The organism is Bradyrhizobium sp. S69 (genome assembly GCF_009766005.1).
Taxonomy (GTDB): Bacteria; Pseudomonadota; Alphaproteobacteria; order Rhizobiales; family Xanthobacteraceae; genus Bradyrhizobium.
This window is the reverse complement of the sequence record NZ_LMUK01000024.1, coordinates 170,239-185,837: the sequence shown is the minus strand read 5'-3', so window position 1 is coordinate 185,837 and position 15,599 is coordinate 170,239. Positions and strand designations below refer to the sequence as shown.

Below are 15,599 nucleotides of genomic sequence, written 5' to 3'. Positions count from 1 at the left end.
GCGACCGCAAAAAACCCCAGCTTTCGCGCAAGCCTGTCGCTCAAGCACGATCGCGGCAAAGCTATCGTGGATTTGGAGGTCTCGCGCGTGGGGTGTGGCAGATGTGGATGATGAAGAATTTAGTCATTGTGTCCGCTATTGCAGCGTTGGCCGGCTTGTCTTGCCCGGCGATGGCTCAGCAAGCACCCGGCGTCAGCGTCACTGACAGCGAAATCCTGATCGGAAATGTCACGCCGTATACCGGCGATTTGGCCGCGTTCGGTTCGATCGGAAAAACCGAGGCGGCTTATTTCGAGATGATCAATGAGCGCGGCGGGATCAACGGCCGCAAGATCAAATTCCTGTCCTATGATGACGGTTCCGATCCGGAGATGGCGTCCGCGCAGCTCCGCAAGCTCGCCGATGACGACAAAGTACTTTTCATGTTCGGCTCGTTTGGCTTGCAGGGCAACCTCGCGATAAGGACCTATCTCAACGACCGAAAGATCCCGCAGCTTTTCATTGCGTCCGGGAACGAAGAGTGGGGCAACCCCAAATCATTTCCCTGGACGATGGGCTGGCAACCGGCGTTTCGTGCCGAGGGGCGGGTGTATGCCAATTACGTCCAGGCGTTCTATCCGGAGCGGAAGATCGCGGTGCTCTGGCAGAACGATGAATTCGGCCGGGATTTGTTCAGGGGATTGCAGGAAGGCCTCGGCGACTGGGCGCGGATGATCGTCGCCGATACGACGTTCGATCTGTCAGACAAATCGATCGATTCTCAGATCGATCTTCTGCAAAGCTCGGGCGCGGAAATCCTCATCTTCGACGGCGCGCCGGCGGTGGCCGCGCTTGCGCTGCGCAGGATGGCGGATATCGACTGGCATCCGGTGTTCCTGCTGGACAACGCGTCGGCTTCGATCGCCAACGCGCTGCGGCCGGCCGGTTTGCAGAACTCGATCGGGGTGGTCTCGACCGCTTTCCTGAAGGATCCGGGCGATCCCGCCTGGAAGGATGATCCCGCGATGAAAGACTGGTCGGCGTTCATGGACAAATATTATCCGGACGGCGACAGAGCCGACAGCAACACCGTGTTCGGTTATGGCATCGCCGAAACGCTGTCGCAGGTGTTGAAACAATGCGGCGACGACCTGTCGCGTGAGAATATCATGCGGCAGGCGGCTTCCCTCAAGAATTACCAGAACCCGGTCGCGCTGCCCGGCGTGGTGATCAATACCGGTCCGAACGATTTCCGTCCGATCGAGCAGATGCGACTGGTGCAGTTTGACGGCAACACCTGGCAGCCGATCGGCGAAGTCATCGAAAGCGCATTTCTCGGCGCCAACAGCCCGGACGGCGCATCGTCGCACTGAGCTCGGATCGTGGACGGGGTCAACCAGCCTTGCGCGCGTGGTGGCTGTGCAATTGTGACGACAGCAGGCGCCGCCATTCGTTGAATTCGGCGCTGGTGGTGTCGCGCGGCCGCGGCAGGTCGATACGGTACTCATTGTCGATCCGGCCGGGGCCGGGCGACATCACCACCACCCGGTCGGCGAGGAAGATCGCTTCCTCGATCGCATGGGTGACGAACAGCACCGTGAGGCCGGTGCGCGACCAGATATCGACCAGTTCGTCCTGCAGCCGCTCCCGCGTCATCGCGTCGAGCGCGCCGAACGGCTCGTCCATCAGCACGATCTCGGCGTCGTTGGCGAGCACGCGGGCGATCGCGACGCGCTGCTTCATGCCGCCGGAAAGTTGGTGCGGATAGACATCGGCGAACTGCCGCAATCCGACGAGGTCGATGAAACGATCCGTCGTTTCGCGGATTTCGGTCTTGCTGCGCCGCCTCGATTTCGGGCCAAAGCCGATATTGTCGCGGACATTGAGCCAGGGAAACAGACCGTAATCCTGAAACACCATGCCGCGACTCGGGCCTGGGCCGGTGATCGGCATGCCCCACATCAGGGCGTCGCCATGCGTTGCGGCCTCGAAGCCCGCGGCCATCCGCAATAGTGTTGACTTGCCGCAGCCCGATGCGCCGATCAGGCAGATGAATTCGCCCTTCTTGACCGTCAAATTCGCGCCGCGCAGCGCCTCAATGGCGCGCCCGTTCTGCGAATAGATCTTGCCGACATTCTTGATTTGCAGGATGGGCGTGGTGGCTTCAGCCATGCGACGGACTCCAGGCCAATAGGCGTCGTCCGATCAGCATCACCAGTTGGTCGGACAGAAAGCCGAACACGCCGATCACGATCATGCCGCAGATCACGATTTCGGTACGCGAGAGCTGGCGGGCTTCCATGATGATGGCGCCCAATCCGGTTTGCACGCCGGTCATTTCGCCGACCACGATCACGACCCACGCAAAGCCGAGGCCGAGCCGCAGGCCGGTGAAGATGGACGGTAGTGCTGCGGGCAGCACGATACGGAAGAATTGCGCCGGGCCGGTGCAGCCGAGCATGGAAGCCGCCTCGAATAATCGCGGTTCGACCGAACGGACACCGAAAATCGTGTTCACCAGGATGGGATAGAACGCGCCGAGAAACACCAGAAACACCGCGGAGCGCGGCCCGAGCCCGAAGATGATCATCGCCAGCGGCAGCCAAGCGGTGACCGGGACGGGGCGCAAAATCTGAAGCGTCGGATCGACGGTTTGCCGGATCAGCGGCACGCGCCCGATCAGCATGCCGAGCGGTAACGCTACCAGCACCGCCAGCGCGAAGCCGCCATAGACCCGGCTGACGGAAGCGAGCAAATGGACATAGAGCGTTCCGCTATAGGCGTCGTCATTGATACCGCCAACGGCGAGGTCGCGCAGCTCGAGCCAGACATCGGTGGGCGGCGGGATCAGGCTGCTCGGCCGTCCTGCCGTCGAGAAGTGCCAGATCGCCAGCAGCGCGATCGGGAAGGCGAGCGCCAGCAGCACGGGCCGCAGCCGCGGCCACCAGGCCGTGGCCTTCGCCATTTCGTGCGCCGCGGTGTTTTCGCCTTCCGTATGGGATGCGAGCGTGGTCACGGTCAGGTCGGCTTCACGGCATCGACGAAGCTGGTGTCGATGAAGGTCGCGAAATCAGGCAGGCGTTTGATTTGTTTGAGCGCCAGCATGTGGTCGGCATAGATTTTCGCCTGTTCGATCTCCTTTGGCCCGAGCCGCCAGGTCAGTTCGACGTTGGGCACGGAAGCCTCGATCGCCTCTTTCTTCTGTCCGAGCTTGCTGATCGCCATGGCGACCATGGCGTCCTTGTTCGATGCCGCGAAATCGGTGGCGCGCTGATGCATACCGATCATCACGCGGACCAGATCGGGCTTCTCTTCGATGACATCGCGACGGGTGCCGAACACCATGTTGAGCGATCCCATCGCCGTCGAATAGGGATATTCGACCAGCGTGCCGACGCCGCTCGACAGCGACAGGCCGGGGCCCGGCTCGGCGCCGACATAGGCGTCGACATCGCCGCGCGCCAGCGCGATATGCATTTCACTGAAGGAGACACGAACCGGCTCGACATCCCTAATGCTCATGCCTTCCATCCGTAGCCGTTCCAGGAAAAACACCTCCTGGGTGGTGCCTGGAAATACCGCGACGCGCTTGCCTTTCAGATCCTTGATCGAGGTGATGCCCGCGTCCTTCTTGGCGATAATTGCCATGCCGCGATTGCAGGTCGAGGCGATCAATACCATCGGCTCACCCGCTGCGCTGCTGAGCACGGCGACAGCGACGCCGAAGGTGCCGAAATCGATCGATTTGGTGACGACCGCGTTCTTGCAATCGGCCGGTGTCTCGAACGGGATCACTTCGACCTTGTACCCTGCGGGCACGAACCGATCGTAGAAATAGGGCGCGATGGAATGGATCAGCTTCAGCGCGCCGACGCGGATCACGATCGGCTCGTCGGCGGCGCGCACGATCGCGGGGGCTGCGAACAGCCCGACCCCGAGACCGGCGACGAATTCACGGCGGCGAATTTTGGATGTCATCAAACGCAACTCCTTTTTCAATTGTATAAAAATGCAACAAACATGCCGCGCGAGGCGCTTTAAGGAGGCGTGTCATTCACATTCAAGGTGACGTGATGATTGCAGGAGGGAGTTTCCGAACCAGGCTGTTTGGCGCTTCAAATCGCGAACAAAATTGAGTGCCGGGACATGGCATTGCCTTAAATGTAGGCGTGATGACGCGGCATTTGATCAACAAATAGCCCGGCAAACGTGACGCCTGATGGGACCGCAGGCCTTACGTCCCGAACTTGCGTTCGGGCCGAAAGAAGAATTACCTGCGCGCCGCAGAAGGAAGCCGCGTCAACGGATTGGATTTCAAGATGGATGGCAAAATGGGTCGGCGGGATTTTCTGGGTACGGTCGCGCTGGCGGGTGCGGTGGCAGCGACAGCGCGCTCATCGTTCGTTGTTTCAGCGCAAGCCGCAACGGCGGCGGGCGACGACATCACCTTGAAATCGGCGAGTGAACTCGCCCTTGCGATCCGATCGAAACAGCTCTCTTCCAAGGCGATCGTCGAGGCGCATCTGGCGCGGATCGCGGAGGTCAATCCAAAGCTCAATGCCATCGTCCAGTTGACCGCTGATAGCGCGCGGAAGGAGGCTGACGAAGCCGACGCCGCGCTGGCGCGGGGTGATATCAAGGGGCCGCTGCATGGCGTGCCCATGACCATCAAGGATACGCTGGAAACGACCGGCGTGATCTGCACCGGCGGCACCAAGGGTCGCGCCAATTACGTTCCGAAGGCAGATGCCACTGCCGTCTTCCGGCTGCGCGCGGCCGGCGCGATCTTCCTCGGCAAGACCAACGTGCCTGAACTCGCCGGCGCGCTCGAAACCGACAATCTGGTCTATGGCCGCACCAACAACCCCTATGATCTCACGCGCACGCCGGGCGGCAGCAGCGGCGGCGAGGCCGCGATCGTTTCATCCTGCGGTTCGCCGCTCGGTCTTGGCACCGACGCCGGCGGCAGTATTCGAGTCCCCGCGCATTTCTGCGGGCTTGCCGCAATCAAGCCGACCTCCGGCCGGGTGCCGCGCACCGGGCAATTTCCGCAACCGATGGGCGCCCGCGCGCCGGTGTTTCATGTCAGCCTGATCGCGCGACATGTCGAGGATCTGGCGCTGGCGCTGCCGATCATCTCCGGGCCCGACTTCCGCGACAATTCGATCGTCGGCATGCCGCTGTTTGATCCCAAGGCCGTTACGCTGAGCGGATTGAAACTGGCGTTCTTCGAGGATGATGGCTTGGCGAGCCCGACCAGGGAAATCGCCGCGGCCGTGCGCGATTCCGCCAAGGCGTTCGCGGATGCCGGCGTCAAGGTCGAGGAAAAGCGAACTCCGGACGCGGAGAAAGCTGCAACGGTCTATCACGACATGAGCCGTGGCGATGGCGGCGCGGGAACGCGGGCGTTTCTCAAGAGCATCGGCAGCGATCCGATCTCGCCGTTGTTCGAGAAGGCGTTGACCTATTCGGTGGCGCCGGCGATGGCCAACACCACCGACGCGCTGGCCGCCTTTGTGCGTTGGGACCTGTTTCGCAATTCGATGCTGCGCTTCATGGAAAACTACGACGCGGTGCTGTCGGCGGTGGCGCCGTATCCGGCTTTGCTGCATGGCACCAGCTTCGACGAGCAGAACCGCAAGGGTTTTGGTTACTCCCAGATGTATAATCTGACGGGATGGCCGACGGCGACCGTGCGGGTCGGCACTTCGCCGGAAGGCCTGCCGCTGGGTGTTCAGGTTGCCGCGCGGCCATGGCGCGAAGACGTCGCGCTGGCGCTGGTTGCGCATCTGGAAAAAACCTTTGGCGGCTGGAAGATGCCGACTGGAGTATAATGGGAATGACCAAGACCAATCTGCCGCTCGACGCTGACAGGCTCTGGACCGACGTGATGGCGCTTGCCGACATCACCGATCCGGCACGGCCCTATACGCGACGCTCGTTCACGGCCTTGTTTCTGGAAGGCCGCGCCTGGCTTGCCCGGCGGTTTGCCGAAGCCGGCCTTGTCACGCACATCGATGCGGCCGGCAACCTGATCGGCCGCCTCGAAGGCAGCAATCCCGCGCTTGGCGTCATTGCGATAGGCTCGCACAGCGATACCGTTCCGGCCGGGGGGCGGTTCGACGGTATCGCCGGCGTCGCCACCGGGCTTGAGATCGTGCGCGCGCTGCGCGAGGCCGGTCTGCGCCCGCAACACACCATCGAGGTGATCGATTTCCTGGCGGAGGAACCCAGCGAATACGGGCTGTCCTGCATCGGCAGCCGCGGCATCAGCGGTTGGCTCGATGCCAAGATGCTGGATATGACGGGGCCCGGCGGCGAGAAGCTGCGCGATGCGCTACGCCGCGTCGGCGGCGATCCCGACCGGCTTGAACAGGCCAAGCGCAGCGATATCCGCGCCTATCTGGAATTGCACATCGAGCAGGGCGTCGTGCTCGAGTCGCAGTCGCTCGATGTCGGTATCGTCACCTCGATCGTAGGTATCCGCCGGTTCGAGATCATCTTCCAGGGTGAGGCCGATCATGCCGGCGCCACACCGATGGCGCTGCGCCACGATGCGCTGGTGCCCGCGGCGCAGACGGTGGCGTCGGTGCGCCGGATCGCCGATCTCCTGGCCGCCGAAGGATCGGGCTATTTCGTTGCCACCGTCGGCATCCTCGATGTCGATCCCTCGGCATCGAATATCGTGCCGGGCCGCTGCCGCCTTGTGGTCGATGCGCGCACGACGGCGCCGGAGCTGATGCAGCGCTTTACGGAGTTGATCGATCAGGAGAGCGCCGCGTATGCGACGGCGTCGCGCGTCAGTCGTGCCTCCTTCACGTTGCTGTCCGACGGGCCGCCGACCATGTGTGACGCGAATTTGCGCGCGTCGTTGCGTCGAGGGGGCCGCGACCTGGGGCTCGGCGACATCGACCTCCCCAGTGGTGCCGGCCACGATGCGGTGTTCATGAGCCGCATCTGCCCTTCGGCGATGGTGTTCATTCCATGCCGCGCCGGCAAGAGCCACGCGCCGGAGGAATGGGCGGATCGCGAAGCGATCGCGGCAGGCGCGGCCGTGATCTATCAGGCGGTCAGGGAACTCGATCAGGCGCTATCGTGAAATCGGCGGCATTGCGGCTCAGGCCTGAGCCGTAACCTGGAAACTAGGTGCTTGCCCGTGGGATGATCTGGAAACCCAGATCGACGACACGCTCCGCTGACGGGACGCCATCGATTCTCTTCAATAGCATCGACGCTGCCGTGCAGCCGATGTCGTAACGCGGGAATCGGACCGACGTCAGCGGCGGCGAAACGTACTCCTGCAACTCATTGTCGTCCGATCCCGCGATCGCGATATCGTCCGGGACGCGCCAGCCTTTGCGGTTGGCTTCCAGCAGCGCGCCGGTGGCCAGCACGTCGCCGGTCAGGAACACCGCATCGATCCGCGGACGTTTTTTCATCAGCTCGATCAGCGCCTCGGCGCCGCCGCGCAGCCCGGGGGCGGATTCCAGGATGATGTTGCGATCGATAGCCCTGCGGTGTGCTTTCAGCGCACCCAGATATCCCGACTGCCGTTCGCGCGCCCGGTCATTGTCATCGAGTGGCAGGCTGACAAACGCAATTCGTTTGTAGCCTTTCCCGATCAGATAGGCCGTCATGTCGTAGGCGGCTTTGTGGTTGGAAAAACTCGCGGCCATGTCGATCGGGCATCGAACCAGATTTCCGGTTTCGACGCAGGGGATAGCAGCCGACTGGATCATCCGGCGCGTCCGTGGCGTGTGCTTGGTATTATGCAGCACGATCCCGCAGACACGTTGGCTTAGAAAGGCTGCGACCGCGGCCTCTTCGCGGTCCAGCACATACCCGCTGTCGGCAATCAGGAGGTCGTACGCATCGCCCAGGGTATCCGCGACCCCCTTGACCGTCTCGGCAAACAGCGAGTTGCGCAGGCTGGGGACGATCAGTCCGACAATATTGGAGCGCTGTGAGGCGAGGCTGCCCGCGATCCGGTTCGGCAGATAGCCGGTCGCTTCGATCGCGCCATGAATCCGCTTCAACGTCTCGGGGTCCACGATGGCGGGATGCCGCAATGCGCGCGATACCGTCATCGCCGAGACCTTGGCGAGATTGGCCACATCGGTCATCCGCGCGCCGCGCAGTCCCTGCAACGCGGCCGCCGCGGCCGATGGCCTTGCGTGGCTTCGCGGTCGCCGTTTCCGGCCCTTCTGCGAATTGCCGATCGTGCTCATGGCGGTCGTCGTTCCAAAAGGAGGTGTAGACGTATGACCGTACAATCCCCGCGCTGCAAGCCGGCAGCCGCCTCGGCAATTCTTTAGTCCAACGAAAAGTCTCTTGCCGGGAGGCTACAGGCCCTCTAATGTTAACGCTAACATAAAATGCCAGCAATGGCTCAGGGAGGAATGCAATTGTCTCGATCCGCGCGTTTTCGTGAATTGCTCAAGACCCCGCCGTTTATCTGTCTCGGCGCCCATGATGCCGTCACCGCAAAGCTGGCGGAGCAGGCCGGCGCCAAGGCGATCTATGTCAGCGGGTTCGCGGCCTCCGCCATCGTCGCGGGCGAGCCGGACTTCGGCGTGCTGACCCAGACCGAGATGTTCGAGCACATCCGCAGGATCTGCCGGGTGACGACGATCCCGGTCTTTGCGGATGCCGACACCGGCTATGGCGGCGTGCTCGAGGCGCAGCGCACCATGAAACTCTGGGAAGAATCCGGCGCATCGGTGCTGCATCTGGAGGACCAGGCGATGCCCAAGAAGTGCGGACACTTCGCCGGCAAGCAACTCGTTCCGCCGGAGGAGATGCGGCAGAAATTGCGCGCGATGCTGGAGGCGCGCCAGGATCCGGATTTCTTCATCGTCGCGCGCACCGATGCGGTGGCGGTGACCGGGCTCAACGACGCGATCGAGCGCCTGATCTCCTATTCGGAAGTGGGAGCGGATGGCCTCTATGTCGATGCGCCGGAAAGTATCGAGCAGCTCAAGGAGATCGCGCGGCGGCTGAAGCCGCTCGGCAAGCCCCTGCTGTTCAATATGGCGCGCTCCGGCAAGAGCCCGTATTTGTCGATGAAGGAAGTCTACGAGCTCGGCTTCGACTATGCGCTGTGCCCGATCGAACCGATGTTCGCGATGCACAAGGCGGTCAAGGAGATGATGGAAATCTTCCTGCGCGAGGGTTCCACCAACGCAGTGGCCGACCGGCTGACGCCGTTCGATGAATTCAACAAGTTCATCGGCCTGCCGGAAATGGCAGCGCGCGAGAAGCGCTTTTCGTCATAGTCCGGCAAGCGCGGACAAGAACAAGAAAACAAAGGGAAGAATAACACAGGGAGTGCCGTGTATGACCGGAGGCCACCGAAGCAAGCTCAGCCGTCGAACGTTTGCGAAGGCTGTAGCTGCTATGCCGCTTGTAACTCTGTTGCCGAGGAGAGCGTCGGCGGCGGAGTTCGACTACAAGCTCGCCACCGGTCAGGACCCGACCCATCCGAATAATCTGCGCATGCAGGAGGCGCTCAATCGGATTCGCGAAAAATCGTCGGGCAAGCTCGACATCAAGCTGTTTCCCGCCAACCAGCTCGGCTCCGATACCGATCTGTTGGGGCAGGTCCGCAATGGCGGCATTGAATTCCAGTTGCTGTCGACGTCGATCCTGGCGGTATTCGTGCCGGTCGCCGGAATCCTCAACACGGCCTACGCCTTCACCGACTACAATGTGGTCTGGAACGCGCTGGATGGCGGCCTCGGCCACTACGTGCAGTCGGAGATCGAGAAGAGCCGGCTCGTCAGCGGGTTCCGGATCTGGGACAACGGCTTCCGGCAAATCACGTCCGGCACGCGCGATATTCGCTCCCCCGAGGATCTGAGAGGATTCAAGATAAGGGTGCCGCAGGCGCCGATGTTGACGTCGTTCTTCTCGGCGATGGGTGCTTCACCCGCGCCGCTCAACTTCAATGAGGTCTATACGTCGCTGCAAACCAAGGTGATTGAAGGGCAGGAAAATCCGCTGGCAATCATCGCCACGGCGAAGCTGTATGAGGTGCAGAAGTTCTGCGCGATGAGCGGGCATAGCTGGGACGGATACTGGCCGCTCGCCAACCGGCGCGCCTGGGATGCGTTGCCGGCGGATTTGCGGCAGCTCGTTATCACGGAATTCGACAAATCCAGCGCCGACCAGCGCGCCGATGTCGCGGAGCTCAGTACGTCGCTGCGCGCGGTCTTGACGAAGAACGGAATGGATCTGCACGAAGTCGACCGCGAGGCATTTCGCGCCGCGCTGGCCAAGACCAGCTATTACCGCGACTGGAAAGCCAAATACGGCGACGAAGCCTGGAACAGGCTTGAGGAGTCCAGCGGCAAACTGGCGATCTGATCGCTCCGGCAGGCTGTGGAGGAGGGAAGCGTCGTGACGCAACTGCAGGTCAGCCGGGCCGGCCGGGTATCGGTGCTAACGCTCACACGACCGGACCACGGCAATCGCCTCAGCCAGCAAATGGCGGAGGAGCTGACCGCGGCGCTGGAGGCGGCGCGGCGCAATCCCGAGGTCGGGGCGTGCGTGATCACCGGCCACGGTGACGTCTTTTGCCTGGGGGGCGACTACAAGGGCGCGGGGCCAACGACCGCGGGACGGGCCGAATTCGGCCGCGCATCGGTCGATATGTATCGGGCCATGGCGGGTCTCGGAAAACCGCTGGTGGCGGCGGTCAATGGCGACGCACATGCCGGAGGCTTTAGCCTGGTTGCCGCGGCCGACCTCGCCATCGTTGCCGATGGCGCCACGCTGGGATTGCCCGAAGCCGCCAACGGACTTTTTCCATTTCTGGCGCTGGCCGTCGTCAGGGACGCGCTGCCGAAGAAGCTCCTGTTCGATATTATCTACAACGCGCGGCTGATTGGCGCGCGGGAGGCGTGCGAGCTGCACGTCGTGAACAAGTCGGTCCCGCGAGCGGATGTCCTGGACGAGGCGATCCAGATGGCGACGACGGCGAGCAGTTACAATTCCGATATCGTGATGCTGGGCCGGGATCTCTATTATAACATGCGCGGCGTCGGTCCGGCCGAGGCGATCGACAAGTCACGGTTCGCGCTGATGGCGGCCCTTGCCGCGAAAGACCAGCAGACAAGTTAGGTCTAAGAGCGTTGTGGGTTTGAAGACCGGCGCGTGGTTTTGTTCGGCTGATCGCTGCCGCCATCGGCGGATTTTGTCGCCGCCTCGGACTCCTGAAAGCCCAGCAGGATCGATATTTTCCGGCCGGCCTCACGAACCAGTTTTGAGTATTCCACAATCTTGTCGTCGCTGATGCGGGCTTGCGGGCCGTACAGGCCGATCGAACCGACAACACTGCCGCGATGATCGAAATAGGGCGCGGATACCGCAACCGTGCCGACGAAGATCTCGCCGCGGCTGGTGGCATAGCCATTGCGCCTTGCGGCCTTCAGTGTTTCTTCCAACTGCGTCCGCGGCGCATTGGCCAGCATGTTCGAAAGTAATTCGGCTTGCCGCGGTGGATCCATGAATGCCAGCATGGCCTTTCCGGTCGAGCCCTGCGTGATCTTCAGCGAGTGACCGACGCCACGGCTGATCGAGAGCTCGTGACGGCTTTGGCATTCGAGAATGCAGATTCCGAGATCATGCTGCAACCGGAACAGGGCAGCGGTCTCGCCGGTCAGATCGCGCAAGCCCTCGACGATGGGCCGCGCCACGGCAACGACTTCCAAACCGTTCAGCCAGACATGCGACAGCTTCATCACGCCGTGCGCGAGCTTGAAGCGCTGCGGGTCGCCTTCGGCGTGAATGAGGTCGCGCGCCGCGAGTGTATGCAGCAGGCGATAGAGCGTCGGACGGCTCAATCCGACGCGCTTCTGAATCTCGATCACGCTCATCGCGGGCTGCTCGGGCGTGAAGCATTGCAGGATCGCAATCGCACGATCGACGGCGCGCACGCCGGTCATTGCGGTGTCGGCATCAGGTGACTTGTCAGGGTTGTTGTCGGGATCTTTAGCGGCTCTCGGCATCTGGTTCCTGCAATGTCGTTGACGCGGGGGTGTATTCCGCAATCGCCGGGCAAAGCAACTTGACCGGGCAGCGACCGTTGTAATACGATTATGATAACAATGTCCACTAGATGGACATGACGGAATCGGGAGGATCGACTTGTTGAGGTTCCACGGCCCATCTATCGGATCGCGCACCGGCCTGGCGGTTTCGGCCATGGTCCGCGTGTTGGCCTGTGCGTTGCTCGCGATGTCATCGGCGCACGCGCAGCAAGACGGCTCCGCCATTTCCGACGGCGTGGTTCGCATCGGCGTGCTCGGCGATTACGGCAGCGGCCGCGACCTCGGCGGGCCGGGGTCGGTGACCGCGGCAAAGCTCGCTGCCGAGGATTTTAACAACAGGGTGCTGGGCAAACCGATCGAGATCGTCGCGGCGGACCATCAGAACAAGCCCGACGTTGCGGTCGGGATCGCGCGGCAATGGTTCGACATCGATCACGTCGATGCGGTGACGGATCTTGCGGTGAGTTCGGTTGGCCTGGCGGTGGCCGGCCTTGCCACCCAAAGCAACCGAACCGTGCTGGTGTCGGGCGCCGCGACCTCCGAACTGACGGGATCGAAATGTTCACCGGTCATCACGCACTGGGCTGACGATACTTACGCACTATCCGCGGGTCTGGTGAACGAATTGGCCAAGCGGGTCGGCAAGGATTGGTTCTTTGTCGCGGTCGACTATTCGTTCGGCACCGCGATGGTGCGCGATGCATCCAAGGCGGTGACGGACGCGGGCGGCAAAGTCGTCGGCGCCGTGCGCTATCCCTTCAATACCACCGACTTCTCGTCGTTCCTGCTGGCGGCGCAAGGCTCGGGCGCCAAGGTCGTAGCGCTGGCGGGCACCGGCGCGGACACGGTTGCGGCAGTGAAGCAGGCCCACGAATTCGGCTTGCAGGCGGCGGGACAGACCATCGTCGGCATGCTGACGTTCATTTCCGACGTTCATTCGATCGGCCTGAACGACGCGCAAGGCATGTACATCGCGGCGCAATATTATTGGGACGATGATGACGGCACGCGGGCTTTCGCCAGGCGTTTCTTCGAGATCGAAAAGCGCGAGCCGACCAAGCTGCAGGCGGCGACCTATGCCGCGGTCCGCCATTACCTGAGGGCGGTCGAAGCGGGCGGCACCGATGAGGCGAAGGCCGTCAACATCCAGATGCGGAAGATGCCGGTCGATTTCTTCGGCAGGCCCGGGCACATCAGGCAGGACGGCCGCGTGGTCTACGATCTCTCGCTCTATCGCGTGAAAACGCCGTCTGCGAGCCGCACCCCCTGGGACTATTACGAAAAGATCTCGGTCATTCCAGGTGAAACCGCGTTCCGTCCCGAGAGCGACGGCGCCTGCAAGTTCGATAGATGATGCCGACCAGATCCGCTGCTGCGTTCTTGAACAAGGAGAAATCCATGGCCGTGAAGAGCGATTTCGACCAGCTCGTCGATCTCAACAGAGGCTTCATCAGCCGCGAGATCTTTGTCGATGCCGATATCTACCGAGAAGAGCTCGACAAGGTGTTCACGCGGGCCTGGCTCCTGGTCGGCCATGAGAGCCTGATCCCCAATCCCGGCGATTTCTACACCTCACGGATGGGAGAAGAGTCGGTCATCCTCTGCCGCGACAAGAAGAGCGAGATCCACGTCTTCCTGAACTCGTGCCGGCATCGCGGCATGAAGGTGTGCCGCTACGAGTCCGGCAACACGTCGCTGTTCACGTGCCCCTATCATAGCTGGACCTACACCACGGACGGCAAATTGCAGGGCGTTCCGCTCTATCGATCCCTGTATGACGGCGTGCTGGATCGCGACGCCAACTCGCTGGTATCGGTAGCCAGGCTTTGCAACTACAAGGGATCGATCTGGGCCACCTGGGACAAGGATGCGCCCGACTTCATCACCTATCTCGGCGATGCCAAGGTCCATCTCGACCAGGCGCTCGACTGCCGCGACGGACGTGAGGGCGGCTCCGAGGTGATCGGCGTGCACAAATGGGTGTTTCCCGCCAACTGGAAGTTCGCCGCTGAAAACTTTCTCGGTGACACCTATCACAACCCCAGCCATCGGTCGGTCGACATGATCGGCATCGGACCGAGTGCTGCCGCCGGCAAGAAAGGCCGCCGCGACGACGAACTGGAAAAGGCCCAGCACGTCTGGATCAGTTTCCCGGAAGGCCATGGCGTGCACAGCGCGATCCAGCCCGATGCCAACGAGTATGTCGAATCGTTCCTCGATAACCCCGTGCTCGAACAATATTTCCGGCACTGTTTCGAAGAACGCAAGCGCCGGCTTGGCGAACAGGCAAAACTGTTGCCGTTCGTCGGCACGATCTTTCCCAACACGTCCTATCATGGACGCCAGCCGCGCGGCCTCTGCGCCTGGCATCCGCACAGCCCGACCTCGACGGAAGGATGGCGCTTCTTTCTCGTCGACAAGGACGCGCCGGCCGAAGTCAAAGACTATCTGCGCCGTTACTACATGCGCTATTCCGGACCGGCCGGCATGACCGAACAGGATGACATGGAGAACTGGCTCTATGCGACCGCCGCCTCGACCGGCACGGTGGCGCGGCGCTACCCCTTCAACTATCAGCAGTCGATGGGAGCGTTCGCGACCGATCATCCGCTCGGTGGCGAGGTCAGCACGCAGATCACCGAACAGATCGCGCGTGGCTTCTATCGCCGCTGGACCACCTATATGCAGGGCGGCGACTGGAATGAACTGCTCGGTGCGCCCGCCGGCAACCGGCAGGCCGCGGAATGAGCGGCGCGGGCAAAGTCGTTCTGGTCAGTGGCGGCACCTTCGGGATCGGGCGCGCGATCACGCTTGGCCTCGCGGCGCGCGGCCATTCCGTGGTGGCGTTCGGGCTGGAAGCGCCGCAGGTCTCCAGCATTGCGCAGGCGGCGATTCCGGGTTTACGCGGTGAACTCGCGCAGCGCGGACTCTCAGCCGAATTGATGGAAGCCGATGTCTCGCAATCCCGCGACGTCGCCAGGGTCGTCGATGCGGCGTTGGCAAAATTCGGCCGCATCGACGCGATCGTCAACAACGCCGCGATCGGTCCGCTGGGCACGGTGCTCGACACCGATGAGGCGCTGTTCGACCGCGTCGTTGCCGTTAATCTGAAGGGGCCCTATCTGATGAGCCGTGCGGTGCTGCCGCACATGATCCGCCAGGGCGGCGGCTCGATCGTCAACATCGGCTCCGGCGCCGGCTGGGGCAAGCCGAATATGGCGGTCTACAGCGCGAGCAAGGGCGGGCTCGCGGCGTTGAGCACCGCGATGGCCTACGACTTCATCCACGACAGGATCCGCATCAACACCGTGATCCCCGGCGGCGGCGGTATCGTCAGCGGCATGAGCCTCGGCCGCGTCGGCGGCGACGAGAGCCGCTTTGGCAAGGGCACGCCTGGCACCGCGGCGGGACGGGCGGCGACCGGCGACGATGTGGCCAATGTGGTTGGGTTCCTGCTGTCGGCGGAGGCGGAAACCCTGTCGGGGACCGTGATCGACGTCGGATGCTTTTCGCATCAGGGCGGTCCGGTGCCGCCGAAACCAGCGGCCAAAGCCAGCTAGCACAATGCGT

At 62.6% G+C, this 15,599-nt stretch carries 14 protein-coding genes; 9 read left to right on the top strand and 5 right to left on the bottom strand.

The genetic code is table 11. From position 1 onward, the window contains the following. Positions 1–170: 170 nt before the first annotated feature. Positions 171–1,352, top strand: coding sequence for an ABC transporter substrate-binding protein (locus tag GSQ88_RS08645; RefSeq protein ID WP_246735138.1), 1,182 nt, complete (start codon positions 171–173; stop codon positions 1,350–1,352). Positions 1,353–1,371: 19 nt separating this feature from the next. On the opposite strand, the gene GSQ88_RS08640 is transcribed toward GSQ88_RS08645, so the two are convergent. From GSQ88_RS08640 to GSQ88_RS08630, 3 genes are read right to left on the bottom strand one after another with little or no spacing between them, the layout of a single operon-like run. Further along, complete coding sequence (locus GSQ88_RS08640) at positions 1,372–2,151, bottom strand: ABC transporter ATP-binding protein (protein ID WP_159007100.1); 780 nt, start codon at positions 2,149–2,151, stop codon at positions 1,372–1,374. Next, positions 2,144–2,944: an ABC transporter permease gene (locus GSQ88_RS08635; protein ID WP_159007352.1), complete on the bottom strand. Its 801-nt coding sequence runs from the start codon at positions 2,942–2,944 to the stop codon at positions 2,144–2,146. The genes GSQ88_RS08640 and GSQ88_RS08635 overlap by 8 nt, the downstream gene beginning before the upstream one ends. Before the next feature lie 53 nt (positions 2,945–2,997). Then, positions 2,998–3,957 (bottom strand): ABC transporter substrate-binding protein, encoded by a 960-nt coding sequence (locus tag GSQ88_RS08630; protein ID WP_159007098.1) that lies wholly within the window; start codon positions 3,955–3,957, stop codon positions 2,998–3,000. Between the two features lie 341 nt (positions 3,958–4,298). Here GSQ88_RS08630 and GSQ88_RS08625 point away from each other — a divergent pair, with 341 nt between their 5' ends. Together GSQ88_RS08625 and ertE are read left to right on the top strand one after the other, a co-directional pair. Continuing rightward, positions 4,299–5,813, top strand: a complete 1,515-nt coding sequence (locus GSQ88_RS08625) for an amidase (RefSeq protein WP_159007096.1) — start codon at positions 4,299–4,301, stop codon at positions 5,811–5,813. Between the two features lie 5 nt (positions 5,814–5,818). After that, positions 5,819–7,078, top strand: a complete 1,260-nt coding sequence (gene ertE / locus GSQ88_RS08620; protein WP_246735137.1) for an N-carbamyl-l-glutamate amidohydrolase ErtE — start codon at positions 5,819–5,821, stop codon at positions 7,076–7,078. A gap of 43 nt (positions 7,079–7,121) precedes the next feature. On the opposite strand, the gene GSQ88_RS08615 is transcribed toward ertE, so the two are convergent. Then, a complete protein-coding gene (locus tag GSQ88_RS08615) occupies positions 7,122–8,207 on the bottom strand; it encodes a LacI family DNA-binding transcriptional regulator (protein ID WP_159007092.1) in 1,086 nt (361 codons plus the stop codon). A 177-nt stretch (positions 8,208–8,384) separates the two neighbouring features. On the opposite strand from GSQ88_RS08615, the gene GSQ88_RS08610 reads away from it, so the two are divergent. The 3 genes from GSQ88_RS08610 (at position 8,385) to GSQ88_RS08600 (ending at position 11,100) form a co-directional block, all read left to right on the top strand. Then, the gene (locus tag GSQ88_RS08610; protein ID WP_159007090.1) at positions 8,385–9,254 is read left to right on the top strand and encodes an isocitrate lyase/PEP mutase family protein; all 870 of its coding nucleotides are present in this window, start codon (positions 8,385–8,387) and stop codon (positions 9,252–9,254) included. 121 nt (positions 9,255–9,375) lie between these two features. Continuing rightward, entirely contained in the window at positions 9,376–10,344 is a 969-nt protein-coding gene (locus GSQ88_RS08605) for a TRAP transporter substrate-binding protein (protein ID WP_246735136.1), read from the top strand. A 33-nt stretch (positions 10,345–10,377) separates the two neighbouring features. Beyond that, on the top strand, positions 10,378–11,100 hold the full coding sequence (locus tag GSQ88_RS08600; RefSeq protein WP_159007086.1) for an enoyl-CoA hydratase/isomerase family protein: 723 nt from the start codon (positions 10,378–10,380) through the stop codon (positions 11,098–11,100). Between the two features lie 2 nt (positions 11,101–11,102). Here GSQ88_RS08600 and GSQ88_RS08595 read toward each other — a convergent pair whose 3' ends face one another. Continuing rightward, a complete protein-coding gene (locus GSQ88_RS08595; protein ID WP_246735135.1) occupies positions 11,103–11,987 on the bottom strand; it encodes an IclR family transcriptional regulator in 885 nt (294 codons plus the stop codon). Between the two features lie 196 nt (positions 11,988–12,183). Here GSQ88_RS08595 and GSQ88_RS08590 point away from each other — a divergent pair, with 196 nt between their 5' ends. The 3 genes from GSQ88_RS08590 to GSQ88_RS08580 are packed head-to-tail and all read left to right on the top strand — an operon-like array spanning position 12,184 to position 15,589. After that, positions 12,184–13,383: an ABC transporter substrate-binding protein gene (locus GSQ88_RS08590; RefSeq protein WP_159007348.1), complete on the top strand. Its 1,200-nt coding sequence runs from the start codon at positions 12,184–12,186 to the stop codon at positions 13,381–13,383. A gap of 44 nt (positions 13,384–13,427) precedes the next feature. Continuing rightward, positions 13,428–14,777: an aromatic ring-hydroxylating oxygenase subunit alpha gene (locus GSQ88_RS08585; RefSeq protein ID WP_159007084.1), complete on the top strand. Its 1,350-nt coding sequence runs from the start codon at positions 13,428–13,430 to the stop codon at positions 14,775–14,777. Further along, positions 14,774–15,589, top strand: coding sequence for an SDR family NAD(P)-dependent oxidoreductase (locus tag GSQ88_RS08580; protein WP_159007083.1), 816 nt, complete (start codon positions 14,774–14,776; stop codon positions 15,587–15,589). Before GSQ88_RS08585 ends, GSQ88_RS08580 begins: the two co-directional genes overlap by 4 nt. The last annotated feature ends 10 nt before the right edge of the window (positions 15,590–15,599 follow it).

Excerpts from the sequence above, each read along its gene's own strand:
- GSQ88_RS08605 (WP_246735136.1), top strand. The coding sequence starts at position 9,376 with ATGCCGCTTGTAACTCTGTTGCCGAGGAGAGCGTCGGCGGCGGAGTTC.
- GSQ88_RS08595 (WP_246735135.1), bottom strand. The coding sequence starts at position 11,987 with ATGCCGAGAGCCGCTAAAGATCCCGACAACAACCCTGACAAGTCACCT.
- GSQ88_RS08630 (WP_159007098.1), bottom strand. The coding sequence starts at position 3,957 with ATGACATCCAAAATTCGCCGCCGTGAATTCGTCGCCGGTCTCGGGGTC.
- GSQ88_RS08590 (WP_159007348.1), top strand. The coding sequence starts at position 12,184 with ATGGTCCGCGTGTTGGCCTGTGCGTTGCTCGCGATGTCATCGGCGCAC.
- GSQ88_RS08585 (WP_159007084.1), top strand. The coding sequence starts at position 13,428 with ATGGCCGTGAAGAGCGATTTCGACCAGCTCGTCGATCTCAACAGAGGC.
- GSQ88_RS08625 (WP_159007096.1), top strand. The coding sequence starts at position 4,299 with ATGGATGGCAAAATGGGTCGGCGGGATTTTCTGGGTACGGTCGCGCTG.
- GSQ88_RS08635 (WP_159007352.1), bottom strand. The coding sequence starts at position 2,944 with ATGGCGAAGGCCACGGCCTGGTGGCCGCGGCTGCGGCCCGTGCTGCTG.
- GSQ88_RS08615 (WP_159007092.1), bottom strand. The coding sequence starts at position 8,207 with ATGAGCACGATCGGCAATTCGCAGAAGGGCCGGAAACGGCGACCGCGA.
- GSQ88_RS08645 (WP_246735138.1), top strand. The coding sequence starts at position 171 with ATGGCTCAGCAAGCACCCGGCGTCAGCGTCACTGACAGCGAAATCCTG.
- ertE (WP_246735137.1), top strand. The coding sequence starts at position 5,819 with ATGACCAAGACCAATCTGCCGCTCGACGCTGACAGGCTCTGGACCGAC.
- GSQ88_RS08640 (WP_159007100.1), bottom strand. The coding sequence starts at position 2,151 with ATGGCTGAAGCCACCACGCCCATCCTGCAAATCAAGAATGTCGGCAAG.
- GSQ88_RS08580 (WP_159007083.1), top strand. The coding sequence starts at position 14,774 with ATGAGCGGCGCGGGCAAAGTCGTTCTGGTCAGTGGCGGCACCTTCGGG.